This window comes from Vibrio sp. 1F169 (assembly GCF_041439605.1).
Lineage (GTDB): Bacteria > Pseudomonadota > Gammaproteobacteria > Enterobacterales > Vibrionaceae > Vibrio > Vibrio tasmaniensis_A.
This window is the reverse complement of record NZ_JBGOOI010000070.1, coordinates 1-22,535: the sequence shown is the minus strand read 5'-3', so window position 1 is coordinate 22,535 and position 22,535 is coordinate 1. Positions and strand designations below refer to the sequence as shown.

The window sequence follows — 22,535 nt, the reverse complement described above, 5'->3', positions numbered from 1 at the left end:
CTACGTTATCGGCTTCTCATGTAGGCTAGCTACACATCAAAGCCTCTGCCTTGTAGAAATCCCCAGCAATTCGCTGCAAAAATCAGCTCGAAAGATCAACACGCCCTAGTAAAGGGCTAATTTAACGTGTGATTATGTGCGCTCTGCCAAGTATGCTTCGTAATCTGGGATCTCAATGATCACTTCTTCTTCAAGCAGTGAAGAGTTAAACAGGAAGTTAGCGGTAGCGCGGTTGGTGGCTACAGGGATGTTCCAAACACTTGCTATGCGAAGTAGTGCTTTTACGTCCGGGTCGTGTGGTACAGCATTCAATGGGTCCCAGAAGAAAATCATCATATCGATCTTGCCTTCAGAGATAAGCGCACCAAGTTGTTGGTCACCGCCCATTGGGCCACTGATCATACTCTTAATCGCTAAGCCTGTTTCTTTACTGAGTAGAGAACCTGTCGTGCCCGTTGCATAAAGGAAGTGCTTTTGTAGTTTTTCTTTGTTCTCTTTGACCCATCTTAATAGCTCAGGTTTGAAATGGTCGTGAGCGACCAAAGCGATATTCTTATGCGTTGGCATAGTACGCGTCGTTTTTTGCATGGATGTTCCCTAAATGATTGATTCGTTTTTATTGTTTTGAGTTCTTTAGTCAATATAGCACTAAGGATTCACACTGAATACCGGGCGAAACTCAGAAGGTGACAATGAGTCAGCGATAATTTGATCTTTGAGTGTTGCTGGTGTCAGTGCCTCAATCATGGGTGCGCTATGTTTTTCATAAGGTTGACCACGCAAGTAATGGGTGGCTTGCTTTACCGACAAGCGACCTTGTTCAACCATTTTATCTGTTGGTGCAAAAAGCACCTTGTTACGAAGCAAACCGCGGTAGATTCCGTGACTTAAGTAACTTGAAATTAACCCAATATCTTTGGTTTTACCCGCAGCTCTTAGTTCACTTATCGCAGCTTCAATTGCGACTGCACTTCCTACAATATATTGAATATCCGGTTGTTCGATGACTTGTTGTACCAAGTTTCTTTGCAGTTCTTTATCGTTGTCTGCCCAATAGCTGATCGCGATTTTGATATCGCTCGATTTGATTGCATCATAAAACCCGAGTGCTACAGGTTTAGTGCCACCGCTTGCTTGTGGGCCTAGTAGTAGGGCGATAGGTGTTTCTCCTGACCCTTTTGGGTGTCTTTTCGACAAAAACTCTCCGACTTGGAAGCCCATTTGATACCAGTCGACACCGACCGTGCCTTTTAATACTCTTTGTTGCTCTTTATTGACGGTTAACTCATTTACTGTGGCAAACACAGGGGTTGCTCCGACCCAGTTAGTCAGGTTCTCATGGTAAGCGTCAGGCGAAACTGTGCCTAAAATAATGGCATCAGCCCCCCATTGCGTGCAAAGCACCAGTTGTGATGCCTGTTTGGCTACGTCGGGGTAACCGCCAGCTTCCAAAACTCTAAGTTCGACTTGTTGCTTTTCTGCTTCTGAGACCATTCCGTAGTTAACCGATAACCAATAAGAGTCTTTTAGGTGCGGATAAATGGCACAAATTTTTTCTTTTTGTGATGTGGCTTTTGCCGGTTTTATTGGGCTCAAAGGCTCACTAGCACTTACTACAGTGGTGACTGATGCTAGTAATGAGAGAAGAATTTTTGAAGTTAAAGGTCTAGATAGCATGAATTGCCGTTTTATTGGTTTTAGATAAGAAACACTGCAAAATATAGCGTATTCTGCGTGGGTAAAGAAGAACGTTTTAAGGTTTAGAGTTTATGTTGTTAGCTTCAGCGAGTATTGGACGCAAGCTACTGGCCTCATTCTTAGTGATGGCCCTGTTGGTTTTATTGTCTGCATTGATCGGTGTTTCTGGTTTTAGCTTTGTAGCAAAGACTGAAAGAAACGTCGTCGATTCTGCTCTTCCTGCCATGATCGAAGCTCGTCAAGTGTCTGAGTTGAGTAACCGTATTATTTCGTCGGTACAAACGCTTTCTAATGCGAGAAATGAAGCAGAAAGAAAAGAGGCGGGCACTATGTTGTTCGGTCAACTTGAGTCGCTTCTTCAGCATATCAAAGAACTTGGCGTCGACAGTTTTGATTCCCAACTTCTTAATAAACTCGAAAACAATGTCCAAAGTGTTATTAATACACTGGCTGAGTTGGGCGTGTCAGTTGAACGTAAGCTTTGGTTAAACAAGGAACTGTCTTCTCGTGTTGAAGAGATGCGTCTACTTGCGGAAGAGCTAGAGCAGCTAACCCGAACCCAAGTGTTGAACACGGCCACCATCGCAGTTGCCAACGTCACACACATTTATGACCTACTAGAAACTAAGCAAACTGATAAAGCCTACCAAGCCTTAGATGCGCTTGTCGAGGTTGACCTTGATTTGTCTGAACGCCTGCATGAATTACATTTGTTGGCGTACAAAATGCTTAATCAAATTGAAGAAACGCAGACTGTCACTAACGTTGAACGTATTCATCAAATCCAATCTGAGTTTGAATCTAATCTAAGAATTATGGCGCGCCGTGTTAAAGCGGTCGAAGATCCGACTCGTTCAGCGCAGATGTCTCAGCTTCTTGAAGAATTAAGAAAACGCCAAGTCGTGTTCGATATATCGCTAGAACAATATGAGAACACCAAAAAATCTGAATTTCTGATGCAAAATACGCTGGAGCTGTTTTCGCAACTGAATACAACGGTTAACCAATTGATCGATGATTCGAATCTAAGTACCAAAAAAGCGGTTGATGAGCTGACTAGCACGCTGAATCTAGCTCAATGGTCGTTGTCGGTGATTTCGGTTATTGGCTTGGTTATCGTTGCCGTTATTGTGTGGCGAGTTGTTTATATCTCGGTGGTTAAACGTCTTACTGAATACTCTTCAGCTTTGATGTCTATCGCTCAGGGGCGTCTGAATATCGATATCTCGGTTAAAGGTAATGATGAACTGGCTCATATGGGTGAGGCTATTATTACAGCGAGAAATACGGCACAGGCGCTACAAGTGGTAGCAGTTGGAGAAGCGAAGGCGAAACGTGAGCTCGAAGAACATAAAGAGCACTTAGAAGAATTGGTCACCGACCGAACTTATCAACTGCAAAAAACCAATGAGAAGTTGAATGTCGAGGTGGAAAATCACGCTAAGGCTCGTAATGCCGCAGAGCAAGCAAGCCGGGCTAAGTCCGCCTTCCTCGCGACGATGAGCCATGAAATACGAACACCGATGAACGGTGTATTAGGTACGGCTCGATTACTTAAAGATACTGGGCTAGATCCTTTGCAATCGGGTTATGCCGATATCATTAACCGCAGCGGCAAGAATCTTCTCGCCATTTTGAATGACGTGCTTGATTATTCAAAGATAGAAGCGGGGCATTTAGAAATTCGCACGGCTTCGTTTGATCTCTACCAAATGGTTAAAGATACCTACCAACTAATGGAGGGACGTGCTGCTGAGAAGAAACTTAATTTCGATTTCCATTTTGAAAGTAACGTACAACGTTATTGGCGTGGTGATGTAACACGAATCAGCCAAATTTTGAACAATCTGGTTGGGAATGCGATTAAGTTCACTGAAACAGGCTCAGTCGATATCTTTATCAGCTTAGATATAGAAGATGAAAATCGAGTGATGTTTGAAGTGTCAGACACGGGGGTTGGCATTGATAGCAAAGAGCAAGCTTGTCTGTTTGATGCATTCACCCAAACCGGTAGTGGTCGCAATAAAACTGGCGGCACTGGGCTAGGGCTAGCGATCAGCAAAAGTATCATGCAAGCAATGAACGGTGATATTGGTGTTCATTCCGAAGAAGGTGAAGGTAGCCAATTCTGGTTCTCAGTACCTTTGCTCGCGGGTGAGAAGATTGAAACGAAAGCACCGACTATTGAAGCTTGTATCCGTGCCAAAGTATTGTTGATTGAAGATAACCCTGTTAACTGCATTGTTGCTGAAGGATTTCTGAATAACCTAGGCCATGACGTTGTGATGGCGACAACAGGAGAAGAGGCCAGAGCTATATTCAGTGAGCAGGCGTTTGATATTGCGTTGGTAGACATTAACCTACCCGATTGTGATGGCATAGAGCTGATTCAGCAGTTAAAAACGATTCTAGAACAAACGTCCACGGCTGAGCCGCTAAATATACCCCCTATGGTGGCGGTGTCGGCGCATGTATTCAATGAAGAAGTCGAGAGCTATTTAGCATCAGGGTTCGATGGTTTCTTGCCTAAGCCGTTGGAGAAAGAGGCTCTTTCTCAGCTCATCGTTACTCAACTCGATGGTAAAGCACTGTTGTTACCACAGCCTGATCCGAGCGATGCTGTTTGCAAACAAAACTATAAACGCGTTATTGAGAGTAACAGTGATGAACGGAACGCCACACAGGTGGCTGATGTTTTGGCTAATCACACGGCTACCATTGATGCTAAATATGATACAACTGATTCTCAAGACCAAGGAGGTGCTTCGGTGAAATTGATTGATTCCAAAGTGATAGAGGGTGATCTGTCGATTCTTGGATTAGAGAAAATGAAACAGATCGTTGCGCTGTTTGATGAAAGTAGTGACCTGGCCTTGAATGAATTAGCTGAGGCGAGTCAAGCGGATGATGGACGAGAAGTGAAGTCCTTGGCGCACAAACTTAAAGGGTCGGCGGGTAGTTTGGGTTTATCAGCACTGTACAGCTTGTGTCAGAGCATTGAAGCAAGCGAAGAACCATTATTGCAGTATCGAGATAACGACCAAGCTTTATCGGAACTAGTTAAAGACTCGTTGAAGGCACTTGTGTCCTATGTTTCCGTTTAACGATGTGAGCCTGTTTTAAGCTTATACCTAATCTGCAAGCTAAATAAAAAATCCTCTGAACGACTATTCGTCAGAGGATTTTTTTTAGCATGTGTACCAATGCTTCTCTAAGAAAGACTCACCAACATTCCAAGCAATATAGCCGACGCTCGAGGCAATATAGTCAATGCTCAAAAGCTAGAATCAAGGTATACCGTTTACTCGCTATCTATTTTTACTATCTATTCTCAAAACGGTTGTAATCCAATAAACCAAACTCAATCGGTTGATCTTGTTGATACCAACGGTGAACTCGGTCGCTGAATGGCCAAAACTCAGGCGAACTGCGTCGTACTGCAAACTTATCCAGTAACGCGACGTAATCTTTTTCTGTGTCCAAGCTTTGCAGTGCTTTAACCAGAGTCGGTATATCGCGCTCAGTTAATGACAGATAAGCGGCAGGGTAGCTACCTATAACCCCACGTACCAGTGTTAAGTCGTCATTGGCGTAATCTCGATTACCCTCTTCATTGAACAGGCTTGAAATGTTGCTGTGAGCGTTATTGTGAATCATAGTGAACAGCTGCTCATCGCCGCTCTCGCTTTCAATCATGATCGTCACTAATTGAGGCACATGACGCAGACCAACTCCCTTAATCAAATTCACTTGTTTGAGCAGAGCTTCGTTTTTCCGACTAAAACCTGTTTCGACAATATCAAAGCGATTATCGAGGATCGGCGCGAGCTTATCTTTGATCATATTAAGCAGTTCACGCTTAGGATTTGTCGTTTTGTATATCACGTTGGTTGGCTGGTCAAAAGGTGCAATATTACGCTGCAAGTAGTCGCTCAACTGTGAGCTTTGGTTTTCATACCAACTTGAGTGTTCAATGTGTCGTACGTCTTTTGGAAGAAGGGTCAAGAAGTTACTCTCACCCTCAAGGCGCAAGAAATCCATAAACATACGGGTAATCAGTTGGTGGCCGAAGTTACCGTAGACATCAAAACCAGCAACGAGAAGGTAATGGATACGTTCTAGAAGGGCGTAATCAAGAATCCACGCTGTCTTGGGTTGTGGGCCAACTAAACCTTGAACAACTGAAGCGCTATCAAAGTGTCTAAAGATAGTAAGCGCGGCATTACGGTTCGTGCTATTGCCATCCCAAATGATATCTGTGTCTAGATTTACTCCGCTATCAAACCATTGATTGGTGAAGTCTGATTTTGCATTAAGGTATCGAGCTTGTTGCTTCGCGTAGCTCACCCAGCTTGTGACAGGGACAGTGTTGCTTTCTAGTTCACTAGGCAGCTTTAGGTTTTGCTTCTGGTTGGCATAAAACTGATTAATTTCAGGCAGATCTGCTTTATCAGGATCGATGAATAGTACCCAGAATCTATCATTGATCACGTTGAGTGCGAGCTGCCCGCGACACACCGGCCCCTTGATAAAGGCCATGATGGTGTTTTGTGCATTGTCCAGCATGAAATGGAAGCGCGAGTTCACCGGAAGAGCTTCAAACGAAGTCATTGGATTCGCCGCGACGTCAATCGCGTAGCTAGGAAGTTGTTTGACAGCGTAACGAGCATCCACAAACCATGTGTTCCAATTGTTCAGGCGTTCTTCATTTAATGCGAAAGGCATGTGTGTTTTGTGGACGATGGTGCCTTGCTCTGGAATCAGGCGATAATAAACCCGATCCACTTTTGGATCGTCGTAAGGTCGACGAGTCGTGATGCGCTGAACCGTTTCACCTGGAGGCGTCGCAGAACGAACCAAGGTGAAGAAGCGTGTTGGCTGATCTAAATCAGAGAAGTAGAGGTGTGATAGAAACAGATGTTCATAGATATAACGTGCTGAAAGCTGGCTTTTATTGTCACTCTTATTGAGAAAGCTCTCGTAGATATCAACGAGCTCTTGTTCCGCATCATTCAGTGGAATATGGTCGTTCATTAACGCGCCATTTTCCAACCAGCTCATTAAAGTCGCGTATTCCGTTTTATCTAAGTTCGGCATGCCATAAGGCATTCCCCACGTTGGGTAATCTCTTTCGTATTGAGCGTACTCTTCAATGGTCGGACACTGTTGGTCGCGATCGGTTGAAAAGTCGAAGCCTTCAAGTTGCGTTTGATCTGGAAGAGGGTGGTTTTCTTTTTGCATCAACATACGAGAAACAAGCCCAGCATCAAGGTTAGCCGTTGAATTCTGCATACGTTCGTTTAGCACTGGATGAAAATCCGCATCACGCCACTCTTGTGTGGTTATCGCGTCTTCAAACAGGCGGGTAGGGGCTGAGGCGGTTAAACGGGTGCCTTGATAAACTAGTGCCTTACTCGCCCCTCGGTCGATACCTTCAACTGAAGACATTTTTAGCTGGCAAGGTGCATCATAACAAGCGTGGCAAACAACACAGCGGCTATCAATGATAGGCTTTACTTCGTCAATGAAATGCTGTGCTTGAGATGAAAGAATAGGCGCTTGGCGATCACGGACTTGCTGTTCACCAAAGAGCTGATCGAAGTTCAACCCCGCGTAGACGGCACAACCTGAGAAGACGCTAACAAAAGCTAAAATGAAGAGTTTTTTCAAATTCATACGTATTAAAGATTAGGCATTTTCTCTAATTATATCGAAAATGATTGAAAAAGCTCATGTTCTGACTATTTTATAGATAAGATATTGATGTAAGTTATTTACTAGAGACTAGAGACTAGAGACTAGAGACTAGAGACTAGAGACTAGAGACTAGAGCTAGGCAACTATCTAATGATTGACGTAGCAAACAGAGAATGGAACAGACAATCGCTCAAACTCTTTGATCCATCGCCACTGGTTATCTTGCAATTTATCGCCGGGCCCTTTGACTTCAATCCAATGAAATTCATCGTCCTTGAACGCAATCAAATCCGGCATCCCAGTTCTAAATAGCTTTAGGTCACTCAATATCACTTTGAATAGCTCGACGATTAAGGCGTTCGGAATAGCCTCCATACTGTGCTCAATGAGTGCTTTAGGGAAATGATTCCAATGAACGAATGGATTTGCGATACCGTATTTCAGGTCGTAGATATCAAGCAATTGGTTTAGTCCTTGCTCGGATATGGTTTGAAACGCAGCCTGGATCTGTTCAACTCGTTTGTCTACGAAATTTGAATGGTACAGATCCAGAGGGCGATGTTGGTAGCGATTGATAAATGCGCCCTCAACGTCTGCGAAAATCACTTCCCAAAAGGCTAAGCCAAACAATCCACATAAAAAACTGTTCTCTGAAAAGTAGACTTCCCAACCTTGGTTTTCCAAGTGTTGCTTCACCACAAGTTCAACTCGCGTTTGGCTGAGGTCTAATTCCAGTTTTATCTCTTTGCAGTTCGGTTTTATAGTTCGTGAAACTTTGTGGCCCTGTTTCCGTAGTAGCCTGTCTTCAAGCTTAGCCGCGATCTCCAACTCTGATACATCTGATGGATTCGCTTTCATTTGCGTGACAATGTCACACATTAAGTTTAGCTCGTCTTGCTTGTCATAGATGCGTGCAAGTCGTTCTCTGCTTGGAGGAAGTACGGATTGTTTGAACCAAAAGACAGCTTGATCGTTTTGGTTGAGCCTTTCTAGATCGCGAGCGATATTATTGATCAAACGCGATCGTTTTCTGGCAATGTTTCTGTGCTCTGATTCTTCAGGAATCGAATTTAAAAGCAGCTCCAGAAACTCACCGTCTTTGCGGTCCCCTTCTGAATACAAGCGTTGAATATCACGTATCTGGAGCAGTTGATTGAGCTGTTCTCTAGAGGTGAAGAAACGACGCTGTTTACTTAATGGGTAGTTTTCGAAGGTGTTGAGTCCAAGATCGCTAAGAACGAATTGGCTTAGGTCTTGATAAGTATTGGCAAAGAACAGTAGCAGCAAGACATCAATAACTTCAGATTTGACAACGTAAATACAATCGAACGACAAGTTTTGAAACTTATTAAAAGGTTGGTGATCGAGCAAAGCCAAGAGTTCGTCTTTCTTCGCTATCTTATTGTTCATCAGAAATGGGAATGCGCTGAACAGCTCTGGTTTAGTCAGTAGATGCAATCCTAATTCGAGATCACTAATGACAAGATTATGTTGTTCGGTAGGGTGGCTTAACGCAATGAAGTTCGATGTGTTTAGCTCTTGTAGGGCGTTTTTCAGATCTGGAATTTCAGCATAGTCGAGCTTATCACTTCGAAACCAGCAGCCTTTGCGAGAAAGCAAACGAATCATTAGACACTGGCTTGAGACTGAAAGACGTTTGTATTCAGACAACCAACGGCATTCATCGTCACTCAGCAGATCTGGATAGAGTGTTTGAGCGTGTTCAATCAGTCGATTGAAGTTGTCGACATAATAAGTAGGGGAGAGCTGAGGAGTGGTTTCTATCGTCAATGGATTAGTCGCTTGATACAAAAAGAGCCTAACCCTAAGGTTAAGCTCTTTCTATTTTTAATCAATCAAGAACTGAATTAAGCGCTTGCTTGCTTAAGTTCTGTTGCTTTCGCTTCTGAGATTGGTTTAGTCACGATAGCTAGAACAATACACACGGCCATCATAGCAGCAGAGATTGTGTAAGCTAGGCCGTAACCTTCGCCATTCGTCATTGAATAACCAACAACCGCAGCACCGATAGCACCACCGATACCCCATGCCGTGTAAAGCACGCCGTAGTTCGTACCGTAGTTTTTCAGGCCGTAGAATTCAGCAGTTAGTGTTGGGAATACTGCTAGAAGCGTACCGTAACCAACAGCTGCGATAGCCGTACCAATGATTAGCGTGAATTCAGAGTTGAACGTAGCGAATAGAGCCATGTTCGCGCCTTGAAGGATGAACGCTAGAAGTAGAGTACGTACGCCGCCGATTTTATCTGCAAGCATACCCGCAGCAACACGGCCGCCTGAGTTGAATACAGCAAGGATAGACGCTAGGTAAACCGCGTTTGGTAGGTTCGCTTGAACGCTAGCAATCGTAGTGATGTTACCGATGATCATAAGACCAACAGAAGCTGCAAATGCGTACATGATCCATAGAGAGTAGAACTGAGGAGTCTTCAGCATTACTTTCCACGTTAGGTCTTCAGTCTTCTTAACCGCTTTAGGTGCTTGGCCTTCTTTTACTTTAGGCTCAGCTGGCGTGTAATCCGCTGGTGGGTTGTTGATCGTTGCCGCTAGAGGTACTGCGATTGCAAGTACACCAACACCAAGAATCATAAAGCTTGTTTGGATACCCATGCTATCGATTAGCGCAGAAGTTAGTGGTGCTAGGTAAATAGCAGCAAGACCGAAGCCTGCAGCGATTAGACCGTTAACCATACCTTTCTTAGAAGAGTGGAACCATTTCATTGCTGATGGAGAAAGACATGCGTAACCGAAGCCGATACCAGCACCTGTCATCACGCCAAACGTTAGGTTTAGCATCATAGGAGTCGTAGCGAAACCAGAAGCAATCATACCTAGGCCAGTAAGCGCTGTACCAAGAATAAGGATCTTACGTGGACCCATACGGTCTTGTAGGATGCCTGCAACAAGAAGACAAACAGAGAATGTGATAGTTGCAATAGCGTAAGGTGAAGATGCTTCAGCAGCACTCCAACCAGCTTCAGTCACTAGCGCCTTGTTAAATACACTCCAAGCATACAGGATGCCAAGACAAAGGTTGATACAGAAGCCTGCTAGCAGGATACGTGATGCTTTATCAATCTTGCTCATTTTTATTCTCAGTTTTGTCGTTGGTCAGTGGTGAGCCACTTAACTAAAGACGGGTTATTGTGATTGTTTCTTCAAAATTAGTTTGCGTTTATCAACAGACAACGCAAAAGAGCGCGGATTATAACCAATAAAAATGTGATTGGAATCTCTTTTTCCATTTTTGGTAAATAAACTCAAAATTGTTAATGAGTTGTTTTTTGTTGGTTTGTAAGTTGTGTTCAATACCTTTCTATTTTGTTCTTTTTAGCGTGGCGGGCTTATTTTTTAAGGGATTCTTCGATACACATTTCAGATTGTCCACGTATCCCGTGCGGATATCACAGAGTTACGAATTATTTTAAATATTTTCCAAGGTTAATTTTGTGTAACAAAATAAATTGAAATGACGCTTTATTCATATGAGACAAGGGTTAACGGAGGTTTATTAAAAACAGTATGTTAAATGATTGTTAACTTGGATTTTTGTTAGCATTCTTGCTTACATTTTGTTCAACTTGAGGGGTTGTGTTGAACAAAAAAAGTGGGAAAATAGTACGCAAACTGAGATTCCAAATTTGAAAGGATGCGTTTCCAACCTATGGTGAGGCGAGTATTATGAAACTGTTTTTAATTTTATTGATGTCAATTTCTGGTGGTGTAGCGGCAGCTGACCATATTCACTCTTTCCTATTCGGCTTCTATATTGCGGCATTAGCAGTTGGTAGTTGTTACTGGCTGGCATTCCGTAGCACGCGTTTCCCACAGTTGGCATTAATGCTATTGATGTGTGGCTTTTTTGCAAAAATTGCCGTGACCGTTATCGGTGTTTCTTGGGGTATCTCAAACGATATCATTCAATCGCCATTCATTTTCTCATTGTCATACCTTTTCTTCTTGGTCGTAGTGACTTACGTTTGGTTTGCATACCGGGATAAGTTGACGCTTAAAAAGCGCGCTAAGCAGGTAGAAGAGTCTCGCAAACAAGCCGCTGTATAATTCAGAATTCTAAAAAGGAGCCTTCTTCGGAAGGCTCTTTTTGATCTGGCCTCTCTTAACTCTATTATTTGGTTATGATTGCAGATAAAAGAAACCCCAGTATGGTGACATACTGGGGTTTCTTGTTATTTATCTATTATCTAGCCGCTATCATTTAGCAAAGACCGTTCTTAACGCGTGTTACTTCTTCATCAACTTCGCTAGATCGGCAAAAGGGTTGTGCGTCGCTGATTTGTGGTCGTCTAAACGAGCCTTGGCATCAACGCCATAACGGTCATGATCCGTGTATTTTGAGTGTTCATGATCGTGACAGTAAAGGCACAATAGTTCCCAGTTACTTCCGTCTTCAGGGTTGTTTGTATGGTCGTGATCCACGTGGTGAACGGTCAGCTCTCTTAGGTTTGAGTAAACAAATTCACGCGCGCACTTACCACAAACCCATGGGTACAGTTTTAGTGCTTTTTCGCGGTAGCCTTTCTCTTGGCGAGCGTACGCTACACTCGAGCCTGTGTAATCAGAAGACATTGCCAAATCCTTATCAATTGTAATCCCCCGATTTTATCACAGCTTTCTTTAACCTGTAGGCATGTCGTGACTAAATCATGTTTCGTACTAACCGTTATGTGGCTTAGGTTTGATTGGACACTTATCTTTTACGTGTGCTATCTCATAAAGCAGGTTATTTCTTTCTGGAATAAGCCATGCTTAACAGTTTGAAAAGAAATTATATTTAGGGGTTTTAACCAAGGGAGTGTGACCTAATATCAGTTAAAGCTACCCTATATTAATAAGGAAATATCATGTCAGAACAATACACACCGCCAAAAGTTTGGGTTAACGATACTGATGGTGGTAACAAGTGGGCAAATATCAATAGTCCTGAATCTGGCGCTCGCTTTGATAAAGAGCTTCCTGTTGGTGACCATGCTTTCCAATTGTATTCTCTTGGCACACCTAACGGTCAAAAAGTCACTATCTTGCTGGAAGAGCTGTTAGCGGTAGGTGTTAAAGAAGCTGAATATGATGCGTATTTGATTAACATTGGTGAAGCTGAACAGTTCTCTTCTGGTTTTGTTGGAGTGAATCCAAATTCCAAAATACCGGCACTCGTTGATAAGTCTGGTGCTGAAGACGTGAATGTTTTCGAATCGGCATCTATCTTGATGCACTTAGCTGAAAAATTTGGTCACTTCTTACCAAAAGAAGGGGCAGCGAGAACACAAACCATTAACTGGTTATTCTGGGCTCAAGGTTCAGCACCATTCCTAGGTGGTGGTTTTGGTCACTTCTACGCTTACGCTGATGAAAAGCAAGAGTACCCAATTAACCGCTTTGCGATGGAAGCTAAGCGTCAGTTAGACGTGTTAGACAAACAACTCGCCAATAGCGATTTTGTAGCGGGAGAAGAGCTAAGCATCGCTGATATCGCAATTTGGCCTTGGTATGGCAACCTTGTGCTAGGAAAAATCTACGATGCCGCTGAGTTTCTACAGGTTGAGTCTTACACCAACGTTGTGCGCTGGGCGAAGCAACTAGAAGCGCGCGAAGGTTTCCAACGAGGTCGAGTAGTGAACCGTTCATTCGGTGAAGAGTGGGAGCAAGTCCCCGAGCGCCATTCTGCAGAAGACATTGACCGAGTTTTAAAGCTTAAGCCTTAGTTTTTTTGGAACGTGTTTTTGGGCAGATATACCCTATCGGTCTTAATGTTAATGGCTAATTGAAATGCTGTATCTCTAACGAGGTATGGCATTTTTTTGTATTAGGTACTGGAATGTTTCGCAGTTGGAATAAGGATCTCAAATTTGTTTTTTATTTAAAATTCAATTGCTTATTGGTGGGTTCTTTTATCGTTAAGACAAAAAACAATAGTCATCGAGGTGGAGTAAATCGATAAGATAGCGGTCCATTTTAAACTACGATTAACATCGCTCAATGAAAAAAAACATAATTGCGCTGGCTATCATATCCACGGCTCTTTCAGGATGTAATGACGATTCACGAACCTATGGTGGCACCCCTGACACATTGCCTCCAGCGGACATCATTCCACCAACGGATATTCTTCCGCCGACTGACATCATTCCGCCAACGGATATTCTTCCGCCGACTGACATCATTCCACCAACGGATATTCTTCCGCCGACTGACATTATTCCACCTACAGATATTATCCCCCCAACAACTTACATCGGTTCACTGTTGTCGAGCGGGGCGTTTGTGTCTGGAGATGTGTACTGTGACGGCGTTCATCTTGAAAACGGAACGTTCAGTGTTAAACAAGGCGTGAGTTTTAGTTGTACCTTGGGTCACCTTACTTTAGGTGATTTCACTGCTCCTTTCCCTGAGATAACAGAGTTCACGATTTCAAATGATGGGCTTAACGCGGCATTTGAGTTGACAGAATTACACGGAGACAACGTTACTAAAGTACTCGAATCAATTGATGTTTGTGAGACAGAAAGTGCTATCTGTTTAAAAGAACTGGATGCTTTTGATATTGAGGATGTGTTCTCGCAACTTGATGATCAAGATGCTGTCGATGCATACTTTTCATCGAAAGAAGAAGAATCTACCGATGAAGTAGGTAAGGCTCCTAGTTCACACGTAGACACAACTGTTGTTCCTGCGGTTGACCCTAATGCGGACAATAACCTTAACGCTGGTTTTGTTTCTGCAGACGCGGAGTCTACCTATGCTTATAAGCCAAGTGTTGAAGGTAAGGTGTTAACTCGCAGTAAGCTTACAGATGCTAATGGTACGCCGATTTCTGGGATCAGTTTCTTTTCGGCTAACGCGACGGGCGTGACGGATGAAGAGGGAATCTTTGAGTACCTGTGGGGTGACAGAATCGCTTTTGGTATTGATACGTTTGAGTTTGGCTCCATTACGGGTAATCAGATTGCTTATCAATTGTCTGATGTGACCAATAATGTGGTAGAGAAAGCGAATATCCAGTCATTACTAGAGCGCTATGCGGTTGATCATCTAAGTCATTATGAGATATCTGAAGAAGTCCAAGATACCTTTTCAAAGTACCCTAACGTTATAAATGAACTGATTAACCTAACTCTGCCAAATGGGGGATTAATAGAGGGTACAGACTTTGAACTTCCTAATGAGTTTGTTGGTCAGTTTAGCCAAGGGTTAACGGCAGTAATCGATGAGCAGCTGCGCCAAACGCCTCAGTTTATGGATTATGTTCGTCAACCTGCCGTTTTATCTATGGATTCTGGTCAGTATGTAACAGAGTCTCTGCAGCAAATCTTTCACAACGTCACCACATTCCATGTATTCAATGATAATGGTAGCTTTTACGGTGCAACGGGTTATACCCGTGGTATGCGAGCTCTGAATATATCGAACAGAGCATTCCCTGTGATGATGCCAAGAACTGATAAAAACCGTGAGCTTTACTTTGGTGAGCAACAGGCCTGGACTCGTGAAGGCAAGCCTTACATCGCACAACACCCAAGCATCTCGATGCCGCCGATTCCTTTAGTCTCTGAAGACAACGCGACTTATGGTTTTCCATTCGTTACAGCAGGCGAGATAGGCAAAGGTAAGGTCGTGTTCATGGGTAATGGCTTATATCCAAGTATTCTGTCATGCCCTGAAAATTATTGGGCCAATCGAACATTGCATATCGATAGCAACAAACAACAGTGCACTGTTTCGACGTTCGAAAACCTACTGCATGATGACCAAGGCAGCATGAGGTCGTTTTTCTCGAACTTGTTTGAGTGGTTCAATAATGGTCTGCCTATTGCTGGGATGAATACAGTCACCAATATTGACCAAGCTTATTCGGCTTATCACCACTCCACAATGGGTAAGCAGTACACGTTTTTTGTTAGTCCTCAGTATGGTTTTGCATCAGTAGAAAAGCGCGGTTCAGGTGACTTTGATGGTTTGGATGCGAGCACCACGCCTATTTTGATCCTTCAGGCATACCCACCTAAGTTGGTTCAAGATGGCATGACTAACCAGTTTGTTGCTGACTTGGATAACCCTAACTTAAACCAAGACGATATTACGGCTCTTATTAACTATGTTAATGACGGTGGCAATATCTTGTTTATGGATGCGATTCAAACGACTAACCCTGAACCTATTGGGCGCTTAGCGGACGCCGCGGGTGTATCTCTAGGTGGTGAAAACGTTACGCCAACAAACCAAGCTTTCTGCGGTAGCTCTTATTACTGCCAAGCGCCGTATCCAAATCTTCACGTGAAGAGTGAAAAGGAAATGGTGGTTCTTGAGCGTTTTCAAGATAACCAAGGAGAGCCTCCGTTCACGGTAAATCAAGATGGTACGGTTGAGTGGATTGAAGATGAATCCAAAATCAAGTTTGAAATCCCGACTTATGAGGTTGCTAAGTTAGACGCTGAGGGGAAGCCAGTGCTTGATGCGTCTGGTGTAACGGTAATGGAGGCAAAATCCGCACGTATCTTTGTTGAATCTGTAGCAGAGCGTGAAGCGGCGATCAAAGAACTGCAGTCGGCATTCGTTGGCACTGAGCTTTGTCAGAACGAGTATGAATACGAATTTAACTGTATAGAGACTCGTTCTGGAGACGGTGTGACTGTTCGCGGTGCTTATCATAGAGCCGATTTCGATCGCTATGAAGTGAGTAAAACCATTGTCGACAGTATGGTGAAAGCAGCGAACTTGGGTCCTAACTTTACAGCGCTCTACGAGCACGAGATTTACTATCGCACGAAAGGTACTCAAGGTAAGCGTCTGTCTAACAGCGAATTGAATCAAGCGTTTGATAACCTGTCTGTTTGGATGTGGAATGACAACGCATACCGATTTGAAACAGACATACAAGATGAGTTGGGGTTCAAGCAAGCTGTTCAGTTCCTTAACTGTTATACCGAAGACTTACATCAAACAGATACACTAGAAGCACAGTGTCCTGTTGACCTAAAAGCGTCGTTAGTCGCTAATGGAATGATACACGGCGAAGGTGAGTTATCGGGACAGTTGAATCCGAGCTATCCATTAAATTACATGGAGAAACCTCTGACTCGCATTATGTTGGGGCGCTCATTCTGGGATCATGAAATCGTTGTTGATACCACAATGTATCCGGGTCGAACTTCAGGTGCATCTTCGTCAAGTTCGGTTCTTATCCAAACAGATGGCAAGGGCGTCACGTATTCGGCTGGGAACAATCAATCGACAGGTTTATGGGCTCCTCAGCTACAAGATGTGACGATTAGTCATGGTGTCGCTGCAACGATTACTGTAATGATGGCGGATGATCTTACAGGTAAGCCGAATCACGAAACGAGTTTGAAACGCCCTCCACGTATGCAAACCAGCTTTGACTACAATGGATCGAGCTTAACTTTCAAGGTTCCATATGGTGGCCTTATTTACATTCAACCGAAAGTAAAAGAGCTTGGTGAAGTCTCGTTTAGCATTGAGGGCGCGTTAAAAGCTGCTTGGTGGAAAGAGGGACAGTGGATTAACACTATTCAATCGGCAGACGCACCAATTGCAGAAATCGATACGGGTTCATTTATTTACACTACACCAATAAGGAATCTAGAATCCGCTGATTTGAACCAATTCGCAACAGATATGAATCGATTCGCTGAAGCTGCAAGTGACTTCTACGGGCGTGATGAGAAACAAAGCATTGGTTTACACCGTAGGTTCACTTATCCAGAACTGGCGGCGTTCCGCCATCGTTTTGTGAATGACGTGCAAATTTCGATTGGTGCTGCTCACTCTGGCTACCCAGTGATGAATTCCAGTTTTAATGCAAGCCGCACATACATCCCAACTAACCCTGTGAATGATTGGCTATTGTGGCATGAAGTTGGTCATAACTTGGCATCTGCACCTTTCTCAGCAGAGGGCAGTACTGAGGTGACGAACAACCTGCTTGCACTTTATATGCAGGAGTTAGAGGGTCGCAATGCAAACCCTGAAATGGATCGTATTAAATCGGATATTAAGAAAGCGCCTAAATGGTTGGAGCTTAATAATGAACATGCGTGGTCACATGGTGATGCAGGTTTACGATTAGTTATGTTTGGTCAGCTAAAAATCTGGGCAAAATCGAACTTTGCAATTGATGATTGGTATACACGCGGCGCAAGCCAATCTGATGTGTATGGTGAAGATGAAGGCTGGAACATGTTCAAACTTATGCACCGTAAAGCTCGAGGTGATACAGAGGGTGATGCGGTTGAAAACTATTGTAGTGCCAAAGATACTGGGTTAACCGGTGGCGACTTAATGATGGTATGTAGCTCCTACGTTTCGAACTATGACTTAAGTGATTTCTTTGTTGCTTGGAACGTGGGCGAAACCTCGATGACTAATGCTGATGGCTCGAAGTCTTATAGTGGCGGAATTAGCTCTAAAGGTCTTAGTGCGGTTGAACAGTTAAAACTAGAGAAACCAAAGAACAGCCCTTTGAATGTTGATTCAATTTACTAACGCTAATTCTTGCTAAGGCATTTTACAGCTAAAATATAGGCGCCACACTTAAATTACGTGTGGCGTTTTTGTTGCAATGTTCTAGAAACTTTCAGCTAGATCAGCCTTCTACATGATGTTTAGTACTTCGGCTGCCATTGGTTGGCTGTCCTTGCTAGAGAAAGCAGGTTAAACTGTTCGCATCATAATTCTAAAGGATGGTGCCATGTACCACGGTCATATCTATTTCCCTCTGCGCTTTGCAGAGCAGGCAGAAACACTGCGTCAGAAAATTCTATCGGAACGCAAAGATGTGCTAGAGACTTTCCCATTAATACAGCGTTTGGTTGGCCCACATAAGATGCCAATGTTTGAGATTCACTTTGCAAACAAAGAGTCGGGTATTGTTGAATGGCTTGAGCAAGAACGCGGTGATATGTCGGTGCTTATTCACCCGGTAACTGGCGGTGAAGAAACTTTGGATCACACAGTAAGAGCGACATGGCTTGGTCGTGAACTGGGTGTATTTGAAGAGACACTGAGTAGCTAATTTAATTCGCGCCCGACAGTGTGTACCTAATATTTGTACTTAGTAACTTAGTAACTTAGTAATGTAGGTGCTGTCGGGTGCGTCGGTGCACACCTCGTTTTGCTCATTGTCTTCTTGCCTAAATTCTAGCTTCTCCAGCTATTACCTAGCAACAACGATACTGCTACCGACACACCTAATGCGATTAATATATTAGGTAAGTACAACCCCCAAATCGCGACACAAACCGCCACCGTTACCACAGCCCACAACAGTGTTTCTAAAATCCAAGTGCCCATAAAATAACTCCTAACTAGATTGTGCGACTAGCATAACCAAGTGAGGGTAAACTTTTGGTCACCATCCAATAACCATTTAGAAAATCGCTATAGCATGACTTTCACGATGAACTCATTGTTGTGAACTTGATGAGTAAACTGCCAACCTTGGTTCTGACAAACGCGATCAATTAGCTCTAGGCCGATACCAAAAGAGGTCTGTTGTTCAGAGTCGTTTGCTAGGTTTTCATCTTCCAAACGATTGGTTACCTCAAACTGATGTTCTGTCAGTGTGATTCTGATATCTCCGCTACCACCGTGTTGGAATGCATTTCGGACCAAGTTGGTGAGCACAACCTCTGTTAACTTACGGGGAAGGGAGTGTTCGCCTTGGTCGACCTTGGTGTGAATTTCTACTTCTTTGTTTTTTAAAAGATACCGTTGGCTTTCGATGATGTTATTGAGCAGGGGTTCTAGCTTGACTTGCTCATAGTTGGTATCCATTTCGCTATTACGACTCATCCACAACAGAGTCGTTATCAAGGCTTTCATGTTGGTGGCCGAACGTTGGATTCGTGCGACCGCTCGTTGGCCGCTGTTAGGGATAGTTTCAGATAACCGAACCAGCATATCGCCACTGGCTGAAATAGTGGCAATCGGTGTTCTTAGTTCGTGGCTCGCAGCTCTTAAGAAAAAGCTCTCACGCTCATTGGCCTGACGCTCACCTTGTACGCTCTTAACTAGTTGCGAAGCTAACTGATCGATCTCTTTATAGCGAAATTGAGTCAGCCCTTCAGTCTTGTCCACGTCCATAGATTCAGACCATTTTGATAGCGTAATAATCGGTTTGGTGACTCGATGTATCAGTAGGCGAATGATCAAAAATACCAAGAGTAAAAGGGCACCTATGGCGATAAAAGCATTGTTTATTTGGTTAACGGAATCAGGAGGGTTCAGCTCGAATAGATTCAAGTAAATCGCTTCATCATATTCAGAAATGATGTATAGCGCTTCGTCGCTACCTGATATCGAATGCTTGGCGGCATAGAGGTACTGACCTGACTCGCTGTTCGACGAAAGCTCGTAGTGTTCATAAATTGCATCGTTATCAAATGCTTTCCAATCAAAAGCTTGTTGGAACTTAGTGGGGAGATCTGAATAACTTAGAAAGGCTTGGAATGTCGGGTTTTGGTAGTCTGGCAGTTGCCCTGTTTCGATGTATTGCTGCTCTGCGACTTCCAACTCATACAAGAATCCATATTTTGCCGATTCATTAAGGCCAATGTGATAGCTCTGTGAAACCATCAAGCTGTAGATGGCTGTGAGTAATACGACGATGCCAAATAAGTAGAGGTAGATATCACGCTTGATACTGACTCGATTCATGTCCGCGTGTTTCATGATGGCTCCTCATGCAAGACAACACCAATACCATGAACCGTGTGAATTAGCTTTGAGTCAAAGGGCGCATCAACCACTTGTCGAAGTTTAAACAAGTGCGCCTTCATACTATCCGAACTTGGCATTTCATCTTCCCATGCTTCTTCAAGCTTGGCTTTACTCACCACGTTAGGGCTGTTTCGCACTAACATCACGAGCATTCGCCAACATACAGGGGAGAGTTTCAATAGCTTGCTGTCTCTAACAGCTTGGTGCTTGTCCAAGTCCAGTTTGAGGTCTGCCACAGACAATGACGTCACGGAGCCTTGAGCGCGGCGCACTAGTGCCATCAACCGTACTTTGAGTTCTTCCATCGCAAACGGCTTCACTAGATAGTCATCCGAACCCACCTCGAACCCCGCGATCTTGTCTTCTAACGTGTCTCTTGCCGTTAGCATGAGAATCGGAGTGGTCACGCCTTGTTGTCGAAGAGATTGACAGACATCAAGCCCATCCATTTTAGGCATGTTGATGTCCGTTAAGATGATGTCATAACGCCCCTCTAAAGCGAGATTTAGGCCCGCGCTGCCATTGTAAGCAAAATCGAATTCGAACCCATCGAGTTCCATATAGTCTGCAATGGCTTCTGCCAAGTCGCTGTCGTCTTCAATCAACAGGGCGTTAATGCTCATAAGTGTCCTTACTTTGTTTCTCGTTCTCTTTTCCAGGCCCAGATAGGCGGCTGAATAAGAAGTTGTAGTCGGTAGTTCCAATTTGGCGCATGCCATAACTGTTGGCACAGTTTAACGTAGCCGTGGAAATATACCTTAAATGGATTCACAGAGTTGATTCTCGGGAACACGCCATATCTGACTTCTTCCTCTTCTTTAGCGAAGGTACCGAACATCTTGTCCCAAATAATGAAGATGCCTGCATAGTTCTTATCAAGATACTGCTTGTTGGTTGCGTGATGCACTCGGTGGTGTGAAGGCGTATTAAATACCGCTTCAACTGGGCGAGGCAAGCGTTTAACGGTTTCGGTGTGCAGCAGTGTTTGAAACAGTTGAACAAAGGTTTCACACATCAGAACCACAAACGGATTAAAGCCGAGCAGAATTAACGGCAAGTGGAAGAAGAACGGGAGGAACCAATCCAAAGGCCCAAAGCGGTAAGCGACCGAGATATTAAAGTAAGGCGAGCTATGGTGAACTGAGTGCGTTCCCCATGCTAAACCGTTGCTGTGCAAGAATCGGTGCTCCCAGTAGTACGCGAGATCGGCCAAGATCAAGCAACCCAGAATTGTCCAACCGGATATCGGTAGCTGAGTTAGGCTGAAATTCTCGTAGGCGTAAACAAACGCGCCGACATAGGCTAACCCGACAAAGAAAACGGTAACCAACAAGAAGAACAGAGTGACTAAGTTAGTCGCGCTGTCTCCCAACATATTCCAGCTGAGTTTTTTCTTAAAGGCATAGCGGATAAGCTCAAAGATAAACAGAGCCAGAGCAAGCAGCAGAAAATTATCATCTACCCAAGTTTCGGTTAGGATGATGCTCGTTTCTGTGAATGTTTGAGAGAGAAAATTCCCAATGCTATCCATAGTGAAATTCATAACTAAATCCTTTACTGATTGTTCTTATAATAGACGTATAACTCACTAGAATCTGGCAAACCATGCTGGTTCAGCTGGTGATGTTCTATAACCATATCCACTTCTTTTAGAATCGCGATACCTTCCCAAGCATGTGCTAGTTCTTGTTCAGTATGTTCGCCTTTACCTAGCAGAAGGGTGCCTTTGGCTTTGATTGGAATCTTAATTAATGGTTTTTTTTTATTTAATTTTGATTGCTGAGTCGGGAAGCCAATCGTGATTGTTGCTTCGCTGAAATCTAAGCTGATGTCTTGATAGATCACGATGACTTTCTGTTGCTGTTTCTGCGGTTTAGTTACTGCTTCGCTATTGGTGTCTAGTTGCTGATAGAAGTCCACCCACAACTCTGGAACATCCTCTAATGGAATCGTCTTGCTCAAACCCTGCAGAAAAGTTGTGTTTGCAGTGACTTGTGGTTTTTTAGTTGCGGGCTTATTTGTTAGCGGCTTACTTATTGATGACTGTTTCGTTGAGGAGTTGTTCGTTGATAACTCAGCGATTGGCTGCTCCGTCGATGCATCCGCAATCGCAGGCTGAATATGTAATAGCCCCCAGACAACACCAGTAATACCGACTGTCGTGAGTAATGAAGCGAATAATTTCATGCTCTTTCCTTGTGGTTCATTTTTCTTATCAAGGACAGTAAAGGAGGCGAGGTAAACAAAAGGTAACCGTGGGGATTGTTTTGGTCAGAGGGTATAGGTGATTCATTAAAAAAGGCTCCTCAAATGAGTAATGCCGATCAGTTAAAGCCAAAGTGATCGGTTGAAGGATCCTTCCGAGCT

17 protein-coding genes are annotated in these 22,535 nt (G+C 43.7%); 6 read left to right on the top strand and 11 right to left on the bottom strand.

Features of this window, described 5'->3' with window-relative positions; translation table 11 throughout:
• Positions 1–132: 132 nt before the first annotated feature.
• A complete protein-coding gene (locus ACED53_RS19300; RefSeq protein WP_009844869.1) occupies positions 133–588 on the bottom strand; it encodes a methylglyoxal synthase in 456 nt (151 codons plus the stop codon).
• 60 nt (positions 589–648) lie between these two features.
• Positions 649–1,596 carry a TMAO reductase system periplasmic protein TorT gene (gene torT, locus ACED53_RS19295; protein WP_242441546.1) on the bottom strand — a complete coding sequence of 316 codons (948 nt, stop codon included), beginning with the start codon at positions 1,594–1,596 and terminating at the stop codon, positions 649–651.
• Between torT and ACED53_RS19290 the strand changes: the two genes are divergently transcribed.
• Together ACED53_RS19290 and torS are read left to right on the top strand one after the other, a co-directional pair.
• Positions 1,541–1,705 (top strand): hypothetical protein, encoded by a 165-nt coding sequence (locus tag ACED53_RS19290; RefSeq protein ID WP_241816812.1) that lies wholly within the window; start codon positions 1,541–1,543, stop codon positions 1,703–1,705. The genes torT and ACED53_RS19290 overlap by 56 nt on opposite strands.
• Before the next feature lie 64 nt (positions 1,706–1,769).
• The gene (gene torS / locus ACED53_RS19285; protein WP_017101548.1) at positions 1,770–4,802 is read left to right on the top strand and encodes a TMAO reductase system sensor histidine kinase/response regulator TorS; all 3,033 of its coding nucleotides are present in this window, start codon (positions 1,770–1,772) and stop codon (positions 4,800–4,802) included.
• A gap of 217 nt (positions 4,803–5,019) precedes the next feature.
• On the opposite strand, the gene ACED53_RS19280 is transcribed toward torS, so the two are convergent.
• The 3 genes from ACED53_RS19280 to ACED53_RS19270 form a co-directional block, all read right to left on the bottom strand.
• Positions 5,020–7,374, bottom strand: coding sequence for a fatty acid cis/trans isomerase (locus ACED53_RS19280; RefSeq protein WP_017101549.1), 2,355 nt, complete (start codon positions 7,372–7,374; stop codon positions 5,020–5,022).
• A gap of 168 nt (positions 7,375–7,542) precedes the next feature.
• On the bottom strand, positions 7,543–9,207 hold the full coding sequence (locus ACED53_RS19275; protein ID WP_017101550.1) for a VRR-NUC domain-containing protein: 1,665 nt from the start codon (positions 9,205–9,207) through the stop codon (positions 7,543–7,545).
• A 56-nt stretch (positions 9,208–9,263) separates the two neighbouring features.
• The gene (locus ACED53_RS19270) at positions 9,264–10,502 is read right to left on the bottom strand and encodes an OFA family MFS transporter (protein WP_009844864.1); all 1,239 of its coding nucleotides are present in this window, start codon (positions 10,500–10,502) and stop codon (positions 9,264–9,266) included.
• A gap of 594 nt (positions 10,503–11,096) precedes the next feature.
• Here ACED53_RS19270 and ACED53_RS19265 point away from each other — a divergent pair.
• Entirely contained in the window at positions 11,097–11,477 is a 381-nt protein-coding gene (locus tag ACED53_RS19265; protein ID WP_012600906.1) for a hypothetical protein, read from the top strand.
• A gap of 180 nt (positions 11,478–11,657) precedes the next feature.
• On the opposite strand, the gene ACED53_RS19260 is transcribed toward ACED53_RS19265, so the two are convergent.
• Positions 11,658–12,002 (bottom strand): YajD family HNH nuclease, encoded by a 345-nt coding sequence (locus tag ACED53_RS19260; RefSeq protein WP_017101551.1) that lies wholly within the window; start codon positions 12,000–12,002, stop codon positions 11,658–11,660.
• 275 nt (positions 12,003–12,277) lie between these two features.
• Between ACED53_RS19260 and yghU the strand changes: the two genes are divergently transcribed.
• The 3 genes from yghU (at position 12,278) to ACED53_RS19245 (ending at position 18,462) form a co-directional block, all read left to right on the top strand.
• The gene (gene yghU, locus ACED53_RS19255; RefSeq protein WP_017101552.1) at positions 12,278–13,135 is read left to right on the top strand and encodes a glutathione-dependent disulfide-bond oxidoreductase; all 858 of its coding nucleotides are present in this window, start codon (positions 12,278–12,280) and stop codon (positions 13,133–13,135) included.
• Positions 13,136–13,409: 274 nt separating this feature from the next.
• A complete protein-coding gene (locus ACED53_RS19250; RefSeq protein WP_102579839.1) occupies positions 13,410–17,933 on the top strand; it encodes an SslE/AcfD family lipoprotein zinc metalloprotease in 4,524 nt (1,507 codons plus the stop codon).
• Between the two features lie 205 nt (positions 17,934–18,138).
• Positions 18,139–18,462: a DOPA 4,5-dioxygenase family protein gene (locus ACED53_RS19245; protein ID WP_017085490.1), complete on the top strand. Its 324-nt coding sequence runs from the start codon at positions 18,139–18,141 to the stop codon at positions 18,460–18,462.
• A 125-nt stretch (positions 18,463–18,587) separates the two neighbouring features.
• Here ACED53_RS19245 and ACED53_RS19240 read toward each other — a convergent pair whose 3' ends face one another.
• The 5 genes from ACED53_RS19240 to ACED53_RS19220 form a co-directional block, all read right to left on the bottom strand.
• Positions 18,588–18,740, bottom strand: coding sequence for a hypothetical protein (locus ACED53_RS19240; protein WP_009844874.1), 153 nt, complete (start codon positions 18,738–18,740; stop codon positions 18,588–18,590).
• Between the two features lie 87 nt (positions 18,741–18,827).
• Complete coding sequence (locus ACED53_RS19235) at positions 18,828–20,120, bottom strand: sensor histidine kinase KdpD (protein WP_017102043.1); 1,293 nt, start codon at positions 20,118–20,120, stop codon at positions 18,828–18,830.
• Entirely contained in the window at positions 20,117–20,791 is a 675-nt protein-coding gene (locus tag ACED53_RS19230) for a response regulator transcription factor (protein WP_017102042.1), read from the bottom strand. The genes ACED53_RS19235 and ACED53_RS19230 overlap by 4 nt, the downstream gene beginning before the upstream one ends.
• An 8-nt stretch (positions 20,792–20,799) precedes the next feature.
• Positions 20,800–21,711, bottom strand: a complete 912-nt coding sequence (locus ACED53_RS19225) for a sterol desaturase family protein (RefSeq protein ID WP_017102041.1) — start codon at positions 21,709–21,711, stop codon at positions 20,800–20,802.
• 11 nt (positions 21,712–21,722) lie between these two features.
• On the bottom strand, positions 21,723–22,355 hold the full coding sequence (locus ACED53_RS19220; protein WP_017102040.1) for a hypothetical protein: 633 nt from the start codon (positions 22,353–22,355) through the stop codon (positions 21,723–21,725).
• Positions 22,356–22,535 lie beyond the last annotated feature (180 nt).